Annotated in this window: 13 protein-coding genes; 7 read left to right on the forward strand and 6 right to left on the reverse strand. The window is 72.5% G+C overall.

Going from position 1 to position 15,910, the window contains the following annotated elements; translation table 11 throughout:
* Positions 1-2 precede the first annotated feature (2 nt).
* The gene (locus tag PJ985_RS16500) at positions 3-875 is read right to left on the reverse strand and encodes a polysaccharide deacetylase family protein (RefSeq protein ID WP_271684546.1); all 873 of its coding nucleotides are present in this window, start codon (positions 873-875) and stop codon (positions 3-5) included.
* Positions 876-967: 92 nt separating this feature from the next.
* Positions 968-2,092: a cell division protein ZapE gene (zapE, locus tag PJ985_RS16505; RefSeq protein WP_271684547.1), complete on the reverse strand. Its 1,125-nt coding sequence runs from the start codon at positions 2,090-2,092 to the stop codon at positions 968-970.
* 58 nt (positions 2,093-2,150) lie between these two features.
* Here zapE and PJ985_RS16510 point away from each other — a divergent pair, with 58 nt between their 5' ends.
* The 5 genes from PJ985_RS16510 (at position 2,151) to PJ985_RS16530 (ending at position 6,235) form a co-directional block, all read left to right on the forward strand.
* Positions 2,151-2,951 carry a pyrimidine reductase family protein gene (locus PJ985_RS16510; protein WP_271684548.1) on the forward strand — a complete coding sequence of 267 codons (801 nt, stop codon included), beginning with the start codon at positions 2,151-2,153 and terminating at the stop codon, positions 2,949-2,951.
* A gap of 121 nt (positions 2,952-3,072) precedes the next feature.
* Positions 3,073-3,540 carry an indole-3-glycerol phosphate synthase gene (locus tag PJ985_RS16515; protein WP_271684549.1) on the forward strand — a complete coding sequence of 156 codons (468 nt, stop codon included), beginning with the start codon at positions 3,073-3,075 and terminating at the stop codon, positions 3,538-3,540.
* A 120-nt stretch (positions 3,541-3,660) separates the two neighbouring features.
* A complete protein-coding gene (murC, locus tag PJ985_RS16520) occupies positions 3,661-5,052 on the forward strand; it encodes a UDP-N-acetylmuramate--L-alanine ligase (protein WP_271684550.1) in 1,392 nt (463 codons plus the stop codon).
* A 13-nt stretch (positions 5,053-5,065) separates the two neighbouring features.
* Positions 5,066-5,476: a peptide-methionine (R)-S-oxide reductase MsrB gene (msrB, locus tag PJ985_RS16525; protein ID WP_271684551.1), complete on the forward strand. Its 411-nt coding sequence runs from the start codon at positions 5,066-5,068 to the stop codon at positions 5,474-5,476.
* 42 nt (positions 5,477-5,518) lie between these two features.
* Positions 5,519-6,235, forward strand: a complete 717-nt coding sequence (locus PJ985_RS16530) for a type 1 glutamine amidotransferase (RefSeq protein ID WP_271684552.1) — start codon at positions 5,519-5,521, stop codon at positions 6,233-6,235.
* Positions 6,236-6,272: 37 nt separating this feature from the next.
* Here the strand turns inward: PJ985_RS16530 and PJ985_RS16535 are convergent, their stop codons facing one another.
* The gene (locus PJ985_RS16535) at positions 6,273-7,955 is read right to left on the reverse strand and encodes a BCCT family transporter (RefSeq protein WP_271684553.1); all 1,683 of its coding nucleotides are present in this window, start codon (positions 7,953-7,955) and stop codon (positions 6,273-6,275) included.
* A gap of 91 nt (positions 7,956-8,046) precedes the next feature.
* The gene (treZ, locus tag PJ985_RS16540) at positions 8,047-9,840 is read right to left on the reverse strand and encodes a malto-oligosyltrehalose trehalohydrolase (protein WP_271684554.1); all 1,794 of its coding nucleotides are present in this window, start codon (positions 9,838-9,840) and stop codon (positions 8,047-8,049) included.
* 184 nt (positions 9,841-10,024) lie between these two features.
* Here treZ and PJ985_RS16545 point away from each other — a divergent pair, with 184 nt between their 5' ends.
* Positions 10,025-10,576 (forward strand): DUF1707 and FHA domain-containing protein, encoded by a 552-nt coding sequence (locus PJ985_RS16545; protein ID WP_271684555.1) that lies wholly within the window; start codon positions 10,025-10,027, stop codon positions 10,574-10,576.
* 106 nt (positions 10,577-10,682) lie between these two features.
* Here the strand turns inward: PJ985_RS16545 and PJ985_RS16550 are convergent, their stop codons facing one another.
* Together PJ985_RS16550 and treY are read right to left on the reverse strand one after the other, a co-directional pair.
* Positions 10,683-11,909, reverse strand: coding sequence for a lytic polysaccharide monooxygenase (locus PJ985_RS16550; protein ID WP_333909865.1), 1,227 nt, complete (start codon positions 11,907-11,909; stop codon positions 10,683-10,685).
* 159 nt (positions 11,910-12,068) lie between these two features.
* Entirely contained in the window at positions 12,069-14,540 is a 2,472-nt protein-coding gene (gene treY, locus PJ985_RS16555) for a malto-oligosyltrehalose synthase (protein WP_271684557.1), read from the reverse strand.
* A gap of 124 nt (positions 14,541-14,664) precedes the next feature.
* Here treY and PJ985_RS16560 point away from each other — a divergent pair, with 124 nt between their 5' ends.
* A complete protein-coding gene (locus tag PJ985_RS16560) occupies positions 14,665-15,897 on the forward strand; it encodes an SAV2148 family HEPN domain-containing protein (RefSeq protein ID WP_271684558.1) in 1,233 nt (410 codons plus the stop codon).
* Positions 15,898-15,910: the final 13 nt, after the last annotated feature.

Below are 15,910 nucleotides of genomic sequence, written 5' to 3' on the forward strand. Positions count from 1 at the left end.
CGCTAGTGCGGCCGGTCCGCGGCGATGAGGTCGGAGACCCGCACGAACTCGTAGCCGCGGGCGCGCAGGCCGGGGATGATGCGGCGCATCGCCTCGGCCGTGGCGGGGGCCGCGCTGCGGGTGCAGTGCAGGACGACCACCGAGCCCGGCCGCACCTCGTCGAGCACGTGATCGGCGATGCCGCCGGGGTCGGTGGCGAACGCGTCCCCGCCGGACACGTCCCACTGCACGGCGGTGACCCCGGTCGGTGCCAGGGCGTGCAGGGCCGCGTCGTCGTAGCAGCCGCCGGGGAAGCGGAAGTAGGGCGCCATCTGCGGCACCCCGGCGGCGAGGATCTCCGTCGCCGCCCGTTCGGCGTCGCTGCGGAACTCCCCGGGAGTCAGCCGGGGGAGTCCGTAGCAGCCCGCGGTGTAGGCGTAGTGCGAGAAGGTGTGGTTCGCCACTTCGAAGAGCGGGTCGCGGCCGATTGTCGCCGCCTGGTCCGGGTAGGTCCGGGCCCACATGCCCGTCATGAAGATTGTCGAGGCGACCTTTTCCTGCCGGAGCAGCTCGATGAGCTCCGGGTTGTCGAAGCGCTCACCGGCGGCGGCCCGGGGTCCCTGGTCGCGCGTCATGTCCGCGTCGAAGGTCAGGGCGACCCGCTTCACGTCGTCCCCCGGGTCCCGTGACCCGTGGGAGAAGACCGGGATCCGGCCCCGGGCGTCCAGCGGGAGGGCCGGGGGACCGGCGGCAGCGGTGGGAGGCGGCTCCGGGGAGGCCGGCCGGCCGGCGGTGGGCCGGTCGGCGGCGGGTTCGTTCCTCGTCCCCGCGCAGCCGCTCAGCACCGCGAGGACCAGCAGGAAGGGCAACGCGGCACAGCGCGCAAAGATGATCATTTCAGCAGACTAATGAGGGCCGGGTGGGCCCGCCGCCGGGAGTGCTCCGCCCGGCCCACCGCGACCCCGCAGGCCGTCCCCGGCCCTCCCTCTCAGGCCGCGTGCACCTTCGCGTCGCGGGCCAGCGCGGTCAGCCGGGAGATGGCGCGGAAGTACTTCTTCCGGTAGCCGCCGGCCAGCATCTCCTCGCCGAAGAGCCGGTCGAACGGCACTCCGGAGGCGAGCACCGGCACCTCCCGGTCGTACAGCCGGTCGGCCAGCACCACGAGCCGCAGCGCGGTCGACTGGTCAGGGACCGGGCTCACCCCGGTCAGGCAGACCGTCTCGATCCCCTCGCACATCGAGCCGTAGCGGCTCGGATGAATCCTCGACAGATGCTCCAGCAGGTCACCGAACCCGTCGAGCGAGGCGCCCGGGGTGGCGTGGGCGCTCCGGACCACCTCCGCGTCAGTGCGCGGCTCCGGGGCCGCGGGGAGCCCTCGGTGCCGGTAGTCCTCCCCGTCGATGCGCAGCGGCCGGAAGTGCGCCGACAGCCCCTGGATCTCCCGGAGGAAGTCGGCCGAGGCGAAACGCCCCTCACCGAGCCTGCCCGGCAGCGTGTTGGACGTGGCGGCCAGCGCCACCCCCTCGTCCACCAGCCTGCCGAGCAGGGTGGACACCAGCACCGTGTCGCCCGGATCGTCCAGTTCGAACTCGTCGATGCACAGCAGGCGATGGCCGGACAGCGTGCGCACCGTCTGCTGGAAACCGAGCGCGCCCACCAGATGGGTCAGCTCCACGAACGTGCCGAAGGCCTTCAGCTCCGGAGCGGCCGGAGCCGCGTGCCACACGGAGGCCAGCAGGTGCGTCTTGCCCACCCCGTAGCCGCCGTCCAGGTAGACCCCGCGCGGAGCGTCCACGGCACCCTTCCCGGCCTTCCGCGCCCGGCGCCCGAAGAAACCCCGCTTCTCCTCCGGGGCATGGCCCAGCCCGGCGGCGAACTCGCTCAGGACCGACACGGCCTCCTGCTGGCTGGGCTGCCGCGGGTCGGGCACGTAGGTGTCGAACCGCACGGCGTCGAAGCGCGGAGGCGGAACCAGCGCGGCCACCAGGTGCTCGGCCGGAACCCGCGGCGCGCGGTCGCACAGGGTCAGGGGCGTCCCGCCACCGGTGGAGGCCCCGGCGGGCCGGGCGGTCTGGGGTATCGGGCTGCGGGGCCCGGAAGCGGCGGAGGACACGGAGTACCACTTTACGGGGCCCGCCGAGCCGACGGCACCCTGTGCCACACTGCGCCCCATGCGACGCGTGTTCCCCGCCTCCGCGGATCCGGCCGAGACCACCGACCGTCCGTGGGAGCTCCTGGAGCTCGCGGACGCCTACGCGTACCCCGAGCAGCCCGGGAAGGGCTGGCTGCGGGCCAACATGGTCAGCTCTCTGGACGGTGCCGCCCTGCACGAGGGCCGTTCCCAGCCGTTGTCCGGCCCGGCCGACATGCGGATCTTCGGGGTGCTGCGCGCCCTTTGTGACGTGATCGTGGTCGGAGCCGGGACCGCCCGGGAGGAGGGCTACCGGCCGGCCAGGGCCCGGGCCGAGTTCGCCGCCCGGCGGGCCGCCGCGGGCCGGCTCCCGGCCCCTGCCATCGCGGTGGTCAGCGCGAGCCTGGACCTGGATTTCTCCCTGCCGCTGTTCACCGCGGCCTCGACCCCCACCCTGGTCGTCACCGGTGCCTCCGCTCCGGGCGACCGGCTGGCGGCCGCCCGTGAGGCGGGCGCCGAGGTCGTGCTCGCCGGGGACGGCACCGGCGCCGATCCGGCCCGGATCAAGCCCGAGTTGTCCCGGCGCGGGTACACCCGGCAGCTCACCGAGGGCGGTCCGCGGCTGCTCGGACAGCTCACGGCCGCCGGGGCGCTGGACGAGCTGTGTCTGTCGCTCTCTCCCCGGCTCACGGCCGGTACGGCCGCCCGGGTCACGGAGGGTCCGGAGCTCACGGTGCCGCAGGAGCTGGAACTCGTGTCCGTCCTGGAGGAAGCGGGGTTCCTGTTCACCCGCTACCGCAGAGCCGCCCCGGGCACTCCGCTCCACGGAGACTCCGCCTAATCAGACGTTCCGTCCTATTCTGGGACGGGCAGGCTGAGAGGGGCCGCCGTTCCGCACGGCCGTGGGGAGGGCGGGTCGCTGCCGGGCCCGTCCGGGCCCGGCCCGGTGGAAGGTGCGTGCTGTGATCACGACGGTCCTCATGATCGAGAAGCCCCTGGTGCCCACGGATGTCGACATGGTCACTTCTCTGCACGAGGACGAGCCACTGTCCTACGTGGTGCTCATGCAGCCACGCGGTGAGCAGGACCGGCTGCTGCGGGCGCTGGACGACATGGCCCTGGGGGAGTTCGGCGACGCCGTCCGGGAGGCCGACGAACCCGAGGGCCAGGACGTCCTCGGGCCCGCCGAACGCGGACTGGAGCACTCCCTGCGGGCGCTCCGGGACGCCGGGGCGGAAGCCGTCGGCCAGCTCGTGGAGGAGCGTCCGCTGGACCTGCTGTCCTCCGTGGTCGAGCAGACGCATGCCGACGAGGTGATCGTGCTGACCGCCCCGCACTACCTCGAAGAGCTCTTCCACCGCGACTGGGCCTCCCGCGCGCGGCACACAGTAGGCGTCCCGGTACTCAAGCTGTTCGCTCACGCGGAGTAGCAGGCGGCGCAGCAGCAGGAGCGGCCCCGCGGTGGCGGCACGCACGGGCCGGGCCGTGGCCGCCGGACCCGGCTCGGGTGCGACAATCGACGGGCACGCCTCGACCTGGGAGAGACACGTATGGCAACGCCCCCGCCCGCGATGGAACGGCCGCACTTCATCGGCATCGGCGGTGCGGGAATGTCGGGTATCGCCAAGATCCTTGCCCGCCGGGGCGCCCGGGTGACAGGAAGTGACGCCCGCGAATCCGGCACCACCGCCGCCCTCCGCGCACTCGGAGTGACGGTGCACCTCGGGCACGCCGGCGATCAGCTGGCCGCGGACAGCGACTGCGTCGTGGTCTCCAGCGCCATCCGGGAGGACAACCCGGAGCTGGCCGCGGCCCGCACGCGCGGTGTCCCGGTGCTGCACCGCTCCGAAGCGCTCGCCGCGCTCATGCACGGGCTGCGCACCCTCGCGGTTGCCGGCACCCACGGCAAGACCACCACCACCTCGATGCTGACCGTCGGCCTGCGCGCGCTCGGCCTCGACCCCAGCTACTCCATCGGCGGAGACCTGGACATCCCCGGTTCCAATGCCGGGCACGGCACCGGAGAGCTGTTCGTCGCCGAGGCGGACGAGAGCGACCGCAGCTTCCACCGCTACGCGCCCGAGGTCGCAATCATCCTCAACGTGGAACTGGACCATCACGCCAACTACGCGTCGATCGAGGAGATCCACGAGTCCTTCGCGACCTTCGTCGGCCGGGTCCGGCCCGGCGGCACCCTGATCATCAACGCCGACCAAGGCGGTGCGCGTGAGCTGACCGCCCGTCTCGCTCCGCGCGCGGACCTGCGCGTGCTCACCTACGGCGACGCCCCCGACGCCGACGTCCGGGTGCTCAAGGTCATCCCCGCCGGGCTCACCAGCGAGGTCACCGTGCTGCTGGAGGGCCGTGAGCTCAGCTTCACGGTGGCGGTGCCCGGGCGGCACTACGCCCACAACGCGGTGGCCGCCCTGGCTGCCGGAGCGGCCGCCGGCGTACCCGCCGGGGAGCTGGCGCAGGCGCTCGGGACGTACACCGGGGTGGCACGGCGGCTGCAGGTGAAAGGGGAGGTGAATGGCGTGACAGTGATCGACTCCTACGCCCACCACCCCACCGAGATGACCGCCGACCTGGAGGCGGTCCGGGAGAGCACCGGAGCCGGCCGGATCCATGTGGTCTTCCAGCCGCATCTGTTCAGCCGCACGAAGGAGCTGAGTGCCGAGATGGGCGCGGCGCTGACGCTGGCGGACACCTCGCTCGTCCTGGACATCTATCCGGCCAGGGAGGACCCGCTGCCCGGAGTGACCAGCGCGCTGATCGTCGAGGCGGCCCGCGCACACGGAGCGGACGTGCGTCCCGGGCACGGTCCGGCCGCCGTCCCGGAGGCGGTCGCACGACTGGTGCGGCCGGGCGACCGGGTACTCACCATGGGCGCGGGCGACGTCACCGAGCTCGGCCCGAAGATTCTCGCCCACCTGTCGAACTGAGGAGCAGCATTCCATGGGGTACGAAGTGGAGAAGTCCGACGCGCAGTGGCGCGAAGAGCTCACGGACGAGGAGTACCGGGTGCTCCGGCAGGCCGGCACCGAGCAGGCCTTCACCGGCGAGTACACGGACACCAGGACCGTCGGCGTCTACACCTGCCGGGGCTGCGGCACCGAACTCTTCCGCTCCGGGACCAAGTTCGACAGCCACTGCGGCTGGCCGTCCTTCTACGACCCGGCGGACAGCGAGGCCGTCGAACTGCTCCCGGACCACTCGATTCCGGGCCGTCCGCGCACCGAGGTCCGGTGCTCCTCGTGCGGATCCCACCTGGGCCACGTCTTCTCGGGGGAGGGCTACGGCACCCCCACCGACCAGCGCTACTGCATCAACTCCATAGCGGTGCGGCTGGAGCCGGAGAAGGGGTGACCCCGGCAGTCGCGGGCGGAGACCGGCAGGAACACGTCACCAGTGGAGGACGCCGTGGGTGCGCGGATCCTGGTCGTACAGAACACCCCGGAAGGCGGTCCACAGCGCTTCGGGGAGTGGCTCACCGATGCGGGTGCCGCTCTCGAGGTGGTGCACGGCTACGCCGGGGCCGCCGTCCCCTCCCGCCCCCGGCATGACGCGGTGGTCGTCCTGGGTGGGGGGTTCATGCCCGACGACGAGGTCCGGGCACCCTGGCTGAAGCCCACCCGGGCCCTGGTCGGAGAGGCGGTCGGCCGCGGGATCCCGGTGTTCGGCATCTGCCTCGGCGGGCAACTGCTCGCCCAGGTCGCCGGGGGAACGGTGACGGCCGATGCCGGTGCCCCGGAGCTCGGCAGCGTTCCGCTGACCCTGCGTGCCGAGGCCGGCAACGACCCGCTGTTCCACGGGCTGCCGCGGAGTGTGCCCGCCGTCCAGCGGCACGTCGACGCGGTCACCGCCCTGCCGCCGGGGGCTCACTGGCTGGCCCGGAGCGCCCGCTGCCCGTATCAGGCATTCCGGGTCGGATCCCGGGCGTGGGGCGTCCAGTTCCACCCGGAGGTGCCCGCCGACCGGCTGCGGCACTGGGACGCCGAGTCGGTCCGCCGGCACGGCTTCGACCCTGAGGAGCTGCACCGCGGTGCGATGGCCGCGGAGCCGGCCGCCGTCCGGGCCTGGCGGACGGTCGCCCGCCGGTTCGCCCGCCTGGCGGACGGCGGCTGAGCACCGCACCGGCCCCCGTCCGGGCGGGCACAGCGGATCAGGACGCTGCCTCGGGCTTCTCGGGCTTCTCGGGCGTGTCCCGCGGGGCCTCCGGTGCTGTGCCCTTCTCCGGCGCCGTCGTTTCCGGCGCGGTGGCCTCCGGGGGCGGCTCCGGCTTCCGCATGTCCTCGGGCAGCACCGGCCGGCTGAGCTGCGGGTAGTCCTGGCGCAGGGCCCGCAGCAGGGAGTACAGCATCAGGTAGGCGATCACGAAGAACGGCAGCCCGAAGACGATGATCACCTGGCTCAGGGCGTTGAGACCGCCCACTCCGGTCGCGGCGAGGAGCGTTCCTGCCACGACGCCCTCCGTGATGGCCCAGAAGACCCGCTGCCGGGTGGGGGCCTCCCTCTCCTGCTGCCCGGAGCAGAGCATGTCGACGACCAGGGAAGCGGAGTCCGAGGAGGTGGTGAAGAAGATGACCACGATCAGTACCGCGACCGCGGAGACCAGCAGCGTCAGCGGAAAGTTCTCCAGCAGGGTGAACAGCGCGCCCGGGACGTCGTCCTCGACCACCACCGCCTCGACGAGCCCGCCGTCGCCCTCCCGTTCGATGCCGATGGCGGAGAGACCGAAAATGCTGAACCAGACGAGGGTGAAGGCGGTGGGAAGCGCCAGCACCCCGAGCACGAACTCCCGGATGGTGCGGCCCCGGGAGATGCGCGCGATAAAAATTCCCACGAACGGGGACCAGGTGATGGTCCAGGCCCAGTAGAAGACCGTCCAGTCGCCCTGCCAGCCGGTGCTGGCGAAGGTGTCGTTCCAGAACGCCAGCGGGATCAGGGACGACAGATACGTGCCGGTGCTCTCGACGATGCCGCGGGCGAGGAACACCGTAGATCCGGCGAAGAACACGAAGAGCATCAGGCCGACCGCCATCGAGATGTTGAGGCTCGACAGCCGCTTGATCCCCCGGTCCAGTCCCAGCACCACGGAGGTGGTGGCGATGACGGTGACCACGGCGATGATGGTGAGCTGCGCCGGGTTGCCCTCCGGGATACCGAAGAGCCGCGCGAGCCCGCTGTTGATCTGCAGAGTGCCCAGCCCGATCGACACGGCCACCCCGAACAGGGTGCCCATCACCGCGGTGATGTCGACGATCCGGCCCAGCCGGCCGTGGATGCGCTCACCCAGCAGCGGGTGCAGGACGGAGCTCACCCGGAACGGCAGTCCCCGCTGGTAGACGAAATACGCGAACGCCAGGGCCGGGAGACAGAAGATGGTCCAGGTGTGCAGCCCGAAGTGGTACATCGAGTAGGCCATGGCCATCTCGGCCGCCTCGACCGACTCCGGCTCCACTCCGGTCTGGGGCGGCGTCGCGTAATGGCTGATCGGCTCCGCCACCCCCCAGAACATCAGGATGGTGCCGATCCCCGCCGCGAACAGCATGGCGAACCAGGTCCGGTTGCTGTGGTCCGGCCGGGCGTTCTGCCCGCCCAGCCGGATGTGCCCGTACCGGCTGAGCGCGATCCCGATCAGAAAGACCAGGAACGTGGTGACGCCCAGGATGTAGAACCACCCGAGGTTGCGCAGAATCCAGCCGGAGGCCGCGCCGAACCCCCGGTCCACCTGGTCAGTGAAGCTGATCGCCGCGACGACGAAGACCACGGTGAGGGCCGCGGACACGAAGAAGATGACCGGGTCCGTCCGGAGCCCCAGCTTGTCGTGCAGCTTGTTCAGCATCAGCCACCTCGCGGTAGTGCGGTCATCAGGGTGATGCGGAGTACCCCCTCCGGGCACGCACACGCGTGCCCGTGGCCCGCAGGGTCCGCGGTCACCGGCGCTCCTCCTCGTCGTTGCCCGGGGCCCCGCCGTTCCCGGTCCCGTCGGCCGCCCGCAGCAGGACCGCGGCAGACTCCGGCGCGAGGTGCAGCAGGCCGCTGCCGTCCGGAGGCGGACACCGGCTCCTGGCGGCCAGCAGCTCGAACCCACCCCGGCCCAGCGTTACTTCCGCACCGGATTCGGGGGACAGGTTCACCGCGACGGTGAGCGGGCCACTGTGCACGACCAGCCGGCGGGCCTCCTCGTCGCTGTCCACCGTCACGTCCGCGAACCGCAGTCCGCGGGGGAGGTGTTCCCGCCGGATCGCGAGGAGTTCGCGGTACCAGGTGAGCAGCCGGTGCTGCTCCGGCTGCTCGGGCCACCGCAGCACGGACCGGTCCCTGGTGGCCGGATCCTGGGGGTCGGGAAGCTCTGCCGCGTCCCAGCCGTGCGCGGTGAACTCCTCGAGCCGGCCGGCCCGCACGGCCTCGGCCAGTGCGGGGTCCTGGTGATCGGTGAAGTACTGCCACGGTGTGGTGGCACCCCATTCCTCACCCATGAAGAGCATCGGGGTGAAGGGCCCGCACAGCACGAGTGCGGCGGCGCAGGCCAGGGCCCCCTCGGTCAGCGGTACTGCCGGCCGGTCGCCCAGCGCGCGGTTGCCCACCTGGTCGTGGCTCTGCGCGTACCCCACGAACCGGTGCGCCAGGGTGGTGTCGCGGTCCACGGGACTGCCGTGGCCGCGTCCCCGGAACGAGGAGTAGCTGCCGTCGTGGAAGAACGCAGCGGTCAGGGTCTTCCCGAGCGCGGCCAGCGGAGCCTTGGCGAAGTCCGCGTAGTACCCATGGGATTCACCGGTGAGCGCGGTGTGCAGGGCGTGGTGGAAGTCATCGTTCCACTGGGCGTGCACCCCCAGCCCGTTGGCCTCCCGGCCGACGGTGGTGCGCGGGTCGTTGCGGTCGGACTCGGCGATGAGGAACAGCGGCCGGCGCAGTTCCTGTGCCAGCCGGTCCACCGCCTCCGACAGCTCGGTGAGGAAGTGCTGGGCCCGGGTGTCGGCGAGGGCGTGCACGGCGTCCAGCCGCAGCCCGTCCAGCCGGTAGTCCCGCAGGAAGGCGAGCGCGCTGCCGAGGAAGTACGCCCGTACCTCGTCGGAGCCGGGACCGTCGAGATTGACGGCGCTTCCCCAGGGGGTGTGATGCCGGTCGGTGAAGTACGGGCCGAACGCGGGGAGGGAGTTGCCCCAGGGCCCGAGGTGGTTGTGCACGACGTCGAGCACCACCCCCAGCCCCCGGGCGTGAGCCGCGTCGACGAACCGCTTCAGCCCGGCGGGTCCGCCGTACGGCTCGTGCACCGCCCAGGGTGCGATCCCGTCGTATCCCCAGCCGTGCGTGCCGGGGAACGGGCACACCGGCATCAACTGGACGTGACCGACCCCGAGCGCGGCGAGATGGCCGAGCCGGCCGGCCGCCGCGTCGAAGGTGCCCTCCCGGGTGAACGTGCCGATGTGCAGCTCGTACAGCACCGTGCCGGGGAGTCCCCGTCCCGGCCAGGGGTGCTGCCAGACGAACGCCGCGTGGTCCAGGACCGCGCTCGGCCCGCCCGGCCCGTCGGGGAGCCGCCGGCCGCGCGGATCGGGCAGGACCGGCCCGTCGTCCGCCGCGAAACCGTACCGGGTCCCGTCCTCCGCCTCCGCCTCGGCCCACCACCAGCCGTCGCCCGTGACGTCCGGGCGCATCGGCAGCCGTCGCCCTGCCAGCTGCAGCGTGACGGCCCCGGCTCGCGGCGCCCACACCTCGAAGAGCATGAGCACCATGCTCGGGCCGTGGCGCGCGCCGCGCCAGCAGGCGGAGTCCCGGCGCGCCGGAGCCAGGAAGGCGGCCCCCCGGACGGCGGCACCGGGCCGGCCCGGTGGACATGGCCACCGGTGTTCCCCGTCCCCTTCGGGCGCGCCTGGACAGCCCTGGGCGGGGACGGAAGAATGACCGGTCATGACGTCTTGCGAACCCAGCTTCCCGCCGCACAGGGTGTCCGACGCGGACCGGGAGCGCGCCCTGGACGTGCTGCGCGAGAGCGTTGCCCAGGGGAGGGTTTCCCAGGACACCTTCCTGCGCCGGATGGAGCTCGTCCTCGGTGCGCGGCGGCCCGAGGAACTGCGGGCGGTGCTGCACGACCTGCCGGGCCGGGAGCCGCGCCGGGGAGGCCTGGTCCGCGCGGCCGGGAGGGTGTCCGAGTACCGGCGCCGGCTGCGGGGCGCCTGGCAGGCGGGGCGGCTGCCGCAGCTGCTGCTGCCGGCGCCCGGGCCGTATCCGATGACCATAGGGCGGGCCCCGGGCTCGATTCTGCGGCTCAACGATGCCAGTGTCTCCCGGTGCCACGCACAGTTGCGCGGCACCGGGGACGGGTGGCGGCTCCGTGACCTCGGCTCGGCCAACGGGACCTGGGTCAACGGGCGGAGGGTGACCGGCTCGGTCCCTGTCCGGCCGGGTGACCAGGTGCGGTTCGGCGGTGTGGGGTTCCTGCTCACCGCGCCCGCGTCGTGACTGCCGCCAGGCCGGGCTCTGCTCGGCCTGGCCGGGAACGGGTCCGGCCTGCCGCCCTGCGGGGGCAGGAAAGTGGCGGCAGGCCGGAGTCCGGGATGACTGCTGATCAGCCGGCGACCGGTGTCGCCACCAGGCTGCGGGCGTTGTCCATCATCCGGGTGAGGAGGGGCTGGTCGGCGCACTCCTCGTGGACGGGGACATGGTGGTCGTGCCCGCTGGACGCGTGCACGGCCTGTCCCACCGGGGCGGCGGAGGCGCCCGCCACCGTTCCGTCACAGCTGACTGATCCGGAGCCGGTCGGTGCGTCGCCGCTGGCGATGTAGCCGAAGGTGGTGGAGCTGCCGGCCGCGAGCGAGCCGTTCCAGTCGGTGTTACGGACCGAGACGCGGTCGCCCGAGGACGTGTCCACCCCGTTCCACACCTGCTGCAGTGAGCCGCCGGCGGAAGTCGCCCAGGAGGCGCTCCAGCCGCGCAGCGCGCTGTCGCCGGTGTTGGTGACGGTGACCTCACCCTGGTAGCCGCCGGCCCAGGTGTTCACGACCGAGGTGGTCGCGGAGCACTCGCCGTTGCCCGGGTCGGTCGGGTCGGTCGGGTCCGTGGGGTCGGTCGGGTCGGGCGGGGGCTGGTTGGTGCCGCCCGGCACGGTGACCTCACCGTTGCCGCCGTCGAACACGACGTCGGAGCAGCTGTAGAAGGTCTCAGGGCTGTCGGAGCGGTCCCACACCATGTAGATGATGTGCTTGCCGCTCTTGTTGGAGGGCAGCGTGGCGGTCCAGAAGTACTCCGCCTCCACCGTGCCGACGCTGCCGGTCCACGGCGGGTCGACGACGCTGTGGAAGGGCTGGTCCTCGAGGTCGGACCAGCGCAGCGGCCGCGTCGGGTCGTAGCTGTCCTTGGTGACGTACAGGCGGAACTCACCCGGGTGGTGGGCCCACACGTTGTAGGTGAACCGCATCTGCGCGCCGGCCGTCAGGTGGGTGTAGGGCCAGTCGTCGCGCGCCTGGTCGAACCCGGAGAAGTCGTAGGCCCCGGAGCCGCCGCTGCACAGCTGCCCGTCAGGAATGAAGCCGGCCGTCCGGCCGGAGCCGTTGGACTGCAGCACCGCGAACCAGTTGTAGAAGCCGTTCGCTCCGCTCTGGTTGAGGGCCGCCCGGCACGCCGGGTTCGTCGGGTCCATCTGACCGCTCTGGGTCTGACTGTGCTTCCAGCACAGGAAGGTACGGCTGCCGGGGTCCATGGGGGCGCCGTGCGCCGCCGCGTTCCCTCCGGTCAGCATCACCATGCAGAGTGCGGGCAGAACCGCCAGCAGAGTCAGCAGAGCGGGCTTCTTCAAGCGCTTTCGAGGTATTGCACGATGTCTCATAGGACTCATCGCGTGGCGTCCCTTCGACGTGATGAGGTGGGGGGGGTGCATCAGTCACGTAGCAATGGGAGCGCTCCCATTGCCGCAACATAGCGCCGTCCGCCGAAGCTGTAAAGATGTGCGGCACCGTCAGATCTGGTTCTGACGGACCAGCAGGGCGACCGGGCCGTCCTCGAACACGCTTGCCAGCAGGGCGGCTCCGCACTGGGTACGGCCGGTCAGGAGATCCCGCCAGGTTCCTGCGGGAAGCCGCAGCCGGGCCCCCTCCCAGCCGCCACCGGCGGTCAGCCGTCCCGACAGGCGGGTGACCGCTGTGATCACCTCGTCCCCGCCGGTGCTGTCCCTTCCCGCCCTCTCCCCGCGCAGGAAGGCCAGGCAGTGTCCGGAGGTCCTGCCCTCCGCCCGCAGGGGCCGGTAGCCGCCGGCCGCGCCGAACGTCCGCGGCCGGGCGCGTCGCAGGCGCAGCGCGACCGCGGTGAGCCGCAGCTTCTCGGTGTGCAGGTCGTGCGGCGCCGCTCCGTCGTCCAGGGCGGTCAGGTCCGCTGTGCAGGGTGGTACCGGCAGCCGGTTGTCGGGATCCACCAGAGCTCGGTAACACCCCTCACTGCCCCGGTAGATGTCCGGCACCCCCGGCATGGTGAGGTGCAGCAGTGCCGCCGCGAGCACCTGCGCCCGCACCTGGGGTCGCAGTTCCTCGGCGAAACCGCTCAACAGTTCGGCCGGCGCCCCGCACGGCCCGCTCCGGACGAAGTTCTCGACGGCCGCTTCGTATGCGGTGTCCGGTTCGGTCCAGGAGGTGCGCAGTCCCGCCTCCCGGGCGGCCTTCCGGGCCGCGCCGAACAGCCGGTCCGGGTCGGGGACGCCCAGACCGAGAGCCGACTGCCAGACGTTCCATGCCAGATGGGGGTCCGGGGCAGGACTGCCGTACCGGGCGGTCTCCCGGGTCAGCCGGGGCAGCAGCCGGGTCCAGCCGGGCGCGTGCTCGGTCAGGGCGCGGAGTGTCGCCCGGACGTCCGCACTGCGCTTGGTGTCGTGGGTCGAGAGCACCGTTCCGGTGGCCGGCCAGTCCCGCTGGAGCCGGGCGCAGAAGGTGTGGAAGTCGTCGGGCCCGCACCCGGGCCGGCCGGGGTCGCTGCCCACCTCGCAGGCCGACAGCAGCGGCGTGTAGCGGTAGAAGGCGGCGTCCTCGACGGCCTTGGCCCGCAGGGCGGAGGCGACCTGGGCGAAGCGGACCCGGAAGGCGTCGTGGTCCGTGCCGGTGCCGAGCCTGCCCAGGGCCAGATCGCGCACGGTCCGCACGGCGGTCTCCCCCTCGGGGCCCGCGAGCGTGCGCCGGGCCTCCTCGGCGGCGCCGGTGAGCATCGCCTCGTCGGCGGGGGAGGGCGGAAGGCCCCCGGACGGGACGTACGGACGGTAGACCGGCATGCGCACCAGCAACTCCACAGCCGCGGCGCGCAGCGCCCAGGGTGCGTGGTCACGCAGCCGCAGGTCCGGGGCGGCGCGGCAGACCCGCTCCGCGGTGCGGGTGAGCCGGCCGAGTTCCGCGGCGAGTTCGTGGCCGAGGATCCGCCGGGCGGCCCGGTCGACGGTGGCCGCCCATTCCCCGCCCCGGTCCGGTTCGGCTCCGGTGAACGCCCGGTAGGCCTCGGTGAGCGCGGCGCAGCCCTCGGGGTCGGTCAGCACCGCGTCGATGTGCCGGAGCGCGTCGTAGCCGGTGGTGCCGGCCACCCGCCAGTCGGCGGGCAGCCGCTCGCCGGTGCCGAGGATCTTCTCCACCACGGTCCAGCTCGCCGGGACGCGGTCGTGCAGGCGCAGCAGGTAGCCGGCCGGGTCGGCGAGACCGTCCGGGTGGTCGATGCGCAGCCCTTGCACGGTGCCGTCCGCCACCAGTCGCAGCACGGTCCGGTGAGTTTCCTCGAACACCTCCGGGTCCTCGGCCCGCAGTCCGATCAGTTCGGAGATCGTGAAGAAGCGCCGGTAGTTGAGCTCGGTGCGGGCGAGCCGCCACCAGGCGAGCCGGTAGTGCTGGGCGTCGAGGAGCTCGGGCAGCGGCAGGTGTGCCGTCCCTTCGCGAACGGGAAAGCGATGGTTGCGGCAGCGCACCGTGCCGTCGTGCACGGTGATGCCGGAGAGCTCTTCCCCCAGCGGGCCGGCCAGCACCGGCAGCAGGATCCTGCCGTGGCCGGCCTGCCAGTCGATGTCGAACCACCGGGCGAAGCGCGACCGGGGTCCCCGGCGCAGCACATCCCACAGCGGCCCGTTGAGCTCGGCCGGTGTCGGCACCGCCATGTGGTTGGGCACGATGTCGAGCACCAGTCCCAGGCCGTGGCGGCGTGCGGTGTCCGCCAGCGCGCGCAGGCCGGCCGCACCGCCGAACTCCGCCCTAATCCGTGTGTGGCCGGTCACGTCGTAGCCGTGCTCCGAACCCGGCGCGGCGTCGAGTACCGGGGAGAGATGCAGATGCGAGATACCGAGTGAGGCCAGATACGGTACGAGCTTCTCGGCGGCTGCGAACCCGGAGCCGGGCGTGAGCTGCAGCCGGTAGGTGGCCGTGGGCACCGTGGCCGGCGCGGCGGGTGGCGGGAGAGGTGCGGACGTCATCTGACTCCTCGGTCCGGAGTTGCTTGCGGAGAAGCTCAGTTGAGTTCCCCGGTGAGCTGCGTCGGCCGCCCGGACCGCAGTAGGCTTCCTTGATCCATCAGCGGGGCGGAAGGCGGTGCAGGCGGTGAGCTCTTCGGGGCTGGAGCTCCCCTCGGGCAATGGGGGCGAGGCCGTCGAGGCGCCGCCCGGCACGGTGTCGGTGCCGCGCCCGGTGGAGATCGGCGCTGACCTGGCGTGGAGCACCCAGGACTGGGCCGAGGTCCGTACCCGGGTGGAGCGGGCGGGCCGGGCGTATGCCTGGCTGAACCTGGTCGAACAGCGGCTGCGGGCGGTGGTGGCCGCCGTGCTGCGGCCGGTGTACGAGCCGGTCCGGGGTGAGGACTGGGAGATAGCGGCGGCGGGGCCCACCGGTCAGGAGTGGGTGCAGCGTGCCGCGGCGCTGCGTGAGGTGAGCCGTCGCAAGGGGCACGTGCTCGATCCGGCGGACGACACGGTGCTCGCGTTTCTCACTCTCCCGCAGTTGCGGGAGCTGATGGTGCAGCACTGGCCGTGCTTCGCGCCCTACCTGGAGAACCGGCGGGAGCTGGAGCTCACGCTGGACGAGCTGGAGGTGGCGCGCAGCGCCGTCGGCCGGAACCGCGGGCTGAGCCGGGCGGTGCTGGACCAGGCGGAGCGCGGCTGCGCGCGGCTGCTGGGGCTGCTGGACTCCGGGGAGGGGGAGGCCGCGGACCGCCGGCTTCCCGCGGACGCCATCGAACGCCTGGTGGGTGACCGGTACACGGATGTGGCGGGGGTGCATCCGGACCGGGTCCGGCTGCAGCGGCAGCTGCCCGCGGAGGACCTCTTCGAAGGCGCCCGGCGGCTGGACGCGATGGGGACGGCTCTCGGGCTCATGGTGCAGAACTTCCCCGGCCGCCGGCTGGTGCGGCTGGCCGACGAGGGGTGCCGCCTGCGGCTGCTCTTCCTGAACCCGGCCTGCGGGGCGATGCGCCGGAGGGAACGCGAGCTGGGCCTCAAGCGCAGCGAACTCAGCCGTTCCGTGGAGACGAGCATTCTCCACGTGCGCCGGGTGCGCGGCCGGGTAAAGGACCCGGAGGCGTTCAATATCCACGTATTCGATGATATTCCACGATTCAGTGCTTATTTCGTGGATGCGGACAGTTCGGACGGGGTGGCGGTCGTGCAGTCCTACTTGAGCCGGAGCCGCGGCGCGGAGACTCCCGCTCTGGTTCTGCGCGCGGCGGGGCGTGAGGTGGTGCGCGGCGCGGAGTCCGGATACCGGGGCGAGGTGAGCCTTTTCCAGACCTACCGGGAGGAGTTCGAATGGGCCTGGGAGGGTTCACGGCCGGTGTCGTGACGGCGTCTCCCGG

The sequence above is a fragment of the Streptomyces sp. ACA25 genome, from assembly GCF_028200735.1.
In the GTDB taxonomy this organism is placed as follows: domain Bacteria; phylum Actinomycetota; class Actinomycetes; order Streptomycetales; family Streptomycetaceae; genus Streptomyces.

Coding starts and splice junctions, on each gene's coding strand:
- treZ (WP_271684554.1), bottom strand. CDS start 9,840: ATGCTCTTCGAGGTGTGGGCGCCGCGAGCCGGGGCCGTCACGCTGCAG.
- PJ985_RS16500 (WP_271684546.1), bottom strand. CDS start 875: ATGATCATCTTTGCGCGCTGTGCCGCGTTGCCCTTCCTGCTGGTCCTC.
- PJ985_RS16545 (WP_271684555.1), top strand. CDS start 10,025: ATGACGTCTTGCGAACCCAGCTTCCCGCCGCACAGGGTGTCCGACGCG.
- PJ985_RS16510 (WP_271684548.1), top strand. CDS start 2,151: ATGCGACGCGTGTTCCCCGCCTCCGCGGATCCGGCCGAGACCACCGAC.
- treY (WP_271684557.1), bottom strand. CDS start 14,540: ATGACGTCCGCACCTCTCCCGCCACCCGCCGCGCCGGCCACGGTGCCC.
- PJ985_RS16535 (WP_271684553.1), bottom strand. CDS start 7,955: ATGCTGAACAAGCTGCACGACAAGCTGGGGCTCCGGACGGACCCGGTC.
- msrB (WP_271684551.1), top strand. CDS start 5,066: ATGGGGTACGAAGTGGAGAAGTCCGACGCGCAGTGGCGCGAAGAGCTC.
- murC (WP_271684550.1), top strand. CDS start 3,661: ATGGCAACGCCCCCGCCCGCGATGGAACGGCCGCACTTCATCGGCATC.